Raw genomic sequence first — 2,849 nt, forward strand, 5'->3', positions numbered from 1 at the left:
CCCATTATCGGGTGCCCATGCTGTCGCGCGATGTGTTCCTGGACCATGTGATGACGGCCCAGGGTGTCGCGGCATCGCTGGCCAAGGTGGAGGATATCGCGCGTAAAAACGGCCTCGCTATCGCCATCGGCCACCCCCACGACGTCACCATCGCCGCCCTGACCCAATGGCTGCCGACCTTGCAGGAAAAGGGGTTCCAGCTGGTGCCGCTGACGGCGGCGGTGAAATAGGCGGCCTGTTTTGTTCCCCACGATATGATATCGTAGGGAACATGAGGGTCGTGATGGATACCAATGTCCTGGTTGCTGCCGTCCGAAGCCGCAACGGCGCTGCGAACGCGTTGCTTTCTGCCGCGACGACAAGGCGATATCGGATGCTGGTCAGCGTTCCCTTATTCCTGGAATATGAGGCGGTGCTGACGCGGCCTGAACACCTTGTGGCAGCCCAGGTCACAGAGCAGGATATGCTTGGTTTCCTGGATTATCTTGCCGATATCGTGGAGCCGGTCCATATCAACTATCTCTGGCGCCCCAGTCTGAATGATCCCGCCGATGAGATGGTTCTGGAAACCGCCATCAACGGCTAGGCGCACTACATTGCGACGTCCAACCTGCGGCATTTCGAACCTGCCCATGGTCACGGCATCAAAGTCGCTTATCCTGGAAGTGTATTGAGGAGCCTGCCATGACCGCTGCCAACTACTCTCTCCGCCTGCTGCCCTCGCTGAAAAGTGCTGCGGAGAAGATCGCGAAGGCAGAGGGGACCAGCCTCAATCAACTGATCAATCTTGCGCTGGCGGAAAAGGTGGCAGCGTTGACCACTGCCACCTATTTCCAGGAACGGTCCCAAATGGCCAACATCTCTGCGTTCCAGCGCGTGCTCACCGGGGCCCCGGACGTTGAACCAGAACCCTGGGACCGCCTGTGATCCTTACCCCCCCAGATACGTCTTCAGGAACTTCTCCCACGCCTGCAGCACGGTCTTCATCTGGTCCGTGACGATGGGGGAATGGTCCATGCCCTTGATCTCCACATACTCGACCGGCTTGCCGGCCCGTTCCAGGGCGCGGCGCATGTCGCGGCTGTGGGCGACGGAGGCCTGGTAGTCCAGGTCGCCATGGACCAGCAGCACCGGCACCTTGATCTTGTCAGCCTGGTGATAGGGGGAGATGGGCTTCAGCGCGTCGGGATTATCGCCGAAATAAAGGCCGCGGGTGATGTTGCCAAAGCCTGACGACTTCACCTCGTCATAGAGCCGTTCCAGACTGGCAACCGGTGCCGTCGCCACGGCGCATTTGAACAGGTCGGGCGTCTTCACCGCCGCCATCAGGGCGGCATAGCCCTGGGCGACGGCCCATTTGGCCGCATCCGTCACATCATCCTGCATCAATCCGCCCCACTGCTTTTCACCCGCCTCGTTGAAGGCGGCGCCATAGCCGGTGGAGCCCCGGAAATTGGGCTGCAGCACGCCATAGCCGCGATTGGCCAGGAACTGCGCCATCACATCAAACGTGCCGTCATCGCGAGAGAACGGGCCGCCATGGGGCATGATGATAAAGGGCAGGTTCTTGCCCTCCACGCCGACGGGCAGGATCAGGTAGCCGGGGATCTCCGTGCCGTCCGTGGCCTTGTAGGTGATGGGCTGGCGCTTGCTGACACTGTCCTGCGCGATGGCAGGATAGGTGTCGCCGAACAGCGAGAATTCCTTGGTCCGACGATCGAACATCCGGTAAGTCGTCGGCGCGTCCAGAGCGAAGCTGGCGACCAGGATCAGATTACCATCCGCCGCCGTGTCGATCACGATCTCCCTGCTGTCGGGCAGAGCCTTGTCCAGCGCGTCCTGAAGCTTCTGAACAGCGGGGTCCAGCCATTGCCGGCGCGGCAGGTCGTCCATCCAGGCGATGGCCACCACGGCGCCACGCTGAACAATGGCCATATTCACATCAAAGCGGGGATCGCTGGCCACCATTTCGCCCATCTGGTCATTGGCCAGATCATATTTGTAGACGGCGGAACGGTCGCCCTCGTGCCGGGAAGCCACGAACAGGTTCTGACCTGAAGCATCGAAACCCAGAATGCCGAAGCCGCCATCATCCTCCAGCACCTTGTTCTTTATCATCAGTTCGAAATCGCCACCGGCGACGCGGCGCAGATAGCGGCTTTCCAGCTTGCGGTCGTCATAGGTTTCCGCGATGCGGATTTCGCCCGTCGGGTCGGGAATATATTCGGTGACGTTGCGGATGGGGCGGCGAACGCGGGTAAACGCACCCGTGATCACGTTCAGCCTCACCACGCCCGGCCAGGGGCCATCGTCGGTGGGAAAGGCGGCCAGGACATATTCATCATCAATGAATTGCAGGATCGGTGTGTGCTGCAGGAAATAGCCATTATCTGGCGGCCTTTGCAGCAGCACCTTCATTTCCTGAAGATCGCGGGACATGGACACCGTGCGCGTGAAGCGCAGAGGCTTGCGCCCGTCGCTGGTGTTCATCTTCTCGGTCGTCAGGATACGCACCAGCAGGCGTTCATTGCTGATCCAGTCGAAGCCGGTGATTTCCGCGTCCGACGGGCCGATGACGGCTGGCTTCTCCCCCTGGGACAGGGGCAGCTTGCGCACCACCAGATGCTGACGGCCACCGACGGGAGCCAGGAAGGCGACATGGCTGCCATCGGGCGACATGTCCACATCGGCCATCACCGGCTGATGCGCGAAATACTCCACCGGGATCTCCGGTGCTGCCTCCGCCAGTACAGAACCTGCATAAAGCCCGGTCAGCAGCGCCCCGGCAATCCGGGCTGCACCCCACAATGCACGCATTCCCGCTCCCCGTTTCCACGGCGTTCCCCAAC

General features: G+C 61.1%; 4 protein-coding genes. 3 read left to right on the forward strand and 1 reads right to left on the reverse strand.

The genetic code is table 11. The features are described 5' to 3' along the window. The 3 genes from Q0072_RS05075 to Q0072_RS05085 form a co-directional block, all read left to right on the forward strand. On the forward strand, positions 1 to 230 hold a 230-nt coding region (locus Q0072_RS05075; protein ID WP_298326646.1), incomplete at its 5' end, for a divergent polysaccharide deacetylase family protein. Positions 231 to 283: 53 nt separating this feature from the next. Further along, positions 284 to 586: a putative toxin-antitoxin system toxin component, PIN family gene (locus tag Q0072_RS05080; RefSeq protein WP_298326648.1), complete on the forward strand. Its 303-nt coding sequence runs from the start codon at positions 284 to 286 to the stop codon at positions 584 to 586. A 98-nt stretch (positions 587 to 684) separates the two neighbouring features. Beyond that, on the forward strand, positions 685 to 927 hold the full coding sequence (locus Q0072_RS05085) for a hypothetical protein (protein WP_298326651.1): 243 nt from the start codon (positions 685 to 687) through the stop codon (positions 925 to 927). A 3-nt stretch (positions 928 to 930) separates the two neighbouring features. Here Q0072_RS05085 and Q0072_RS05090 read toward each other — a convergent pair whose 3' ends face one another. Further along, on the reverse strand, positions 931 to 2,817 hold the full coding sequence (locus tag Q0072_RS05090) for a prolyl oligopeptidase family serine peptidase (protein WP_298326654.1): 1,887 nt from the start codon (positions 2,815 to 2,817) through the stop codon (positions 931 to 933). Positions 2,818 to 2,849 lie beyond the last annotated feature (32 nt).

Origin of the sequence: Asticcacaulis sp. (assembly GCF_027484505.1) — a bacterium.
In the GTDB taxonomy this organism is placed as follows: domain Bacteria; phylum Pseudomonadota; class Alphaproteobacteria; order Caulobacterales; family Caulobacteraceae; genus Asticcacaulis.

What these genes read in the sequence shown, in the direction of transcription:
- Q0072_RS05090 (WP_298326654.1), bottom strand. Translation starts at nt 2,817, where the DNA reads ATGCGTGCATTGTGGGGTGCAGCCCGGATTGCCGGGGCGCTGCTGACC.
- Q0072_RS05085 (WP_298326651.1), top strand. Translation starts at nt 685, where the DNA reads ATGACCGCTGCCAACTACTCTCTCCGCCTGCTGCCCTCGCTGAAAAGT.
- Q0072_RS05080 (WP_298326648.1), top strand. Translation starts at nt 284, where the DNA reads ATGGATACCAATGTCCTGGTTGCTGCCGTCCGAAGCCGCAACGGCGCT.